Origin of the sequence: Leucobacter musarum subsp. musarum (assembly GCF_001273845.1) — a bacterium.
Lineage (GTDB): Bacteria > Actinomycetota > Actinomycetes > Actinomycetales > Microbacteriaceae > Leucobacter > Leucobacter musarum.
Window position 1 is genome coordinate 1 of sequence record NZ_JHBW01000081.1, and the last position, 319, is coordinate 319.

The following is a 319-nucleotide window of genomic DNA, read 5'->3' on the forward strand; positions in this document are numbered from 1 at the left end:
GCACAGAGGAATCCTCGTGCGCCGCCGGGGCGATCGCGAGGGCTCTTGCGGCGAGGGATCGCCCCGATACCACCTGGCGGCCGGAGGCGTCGACGGAGGATTTCAGGATCCCATCCGCAGCCCATCTGCGGATGGTGTCATCGCTCACTCCGATCAGAGCGGCGGCCTCGCTGATCCGGTAATGCGTCATGATACGCAGTCTAGATCCGCATCTGCGGAGATGGAACCGGGCGAGCGTTGACTTCACAAGAAAACAGGCGTACCGTCCGAATGAGAGACCGACCCGTGCGTCAGGGAAGGGGTTGGGACAGCACCAGGG

The 319-nt window shown here is 63.9% G+C and carries 1 protein-coding gene; it reads right to left on the reverse strand.

Annotation, left to right across the window (positions count from 1 at the left end):
* Nucleotides 1–190, reverse strand: a 190-nt coding sequence (locus tag CH42_RS08205) for a MerR family DNA-binding transcriptional regulator (RefSeq protein ID WP_156322519.1), incomplete at its 3' end; no start/stop codon positions are given.
* Nucleotides 191–319: the final 129 nt, after the last annotated feature.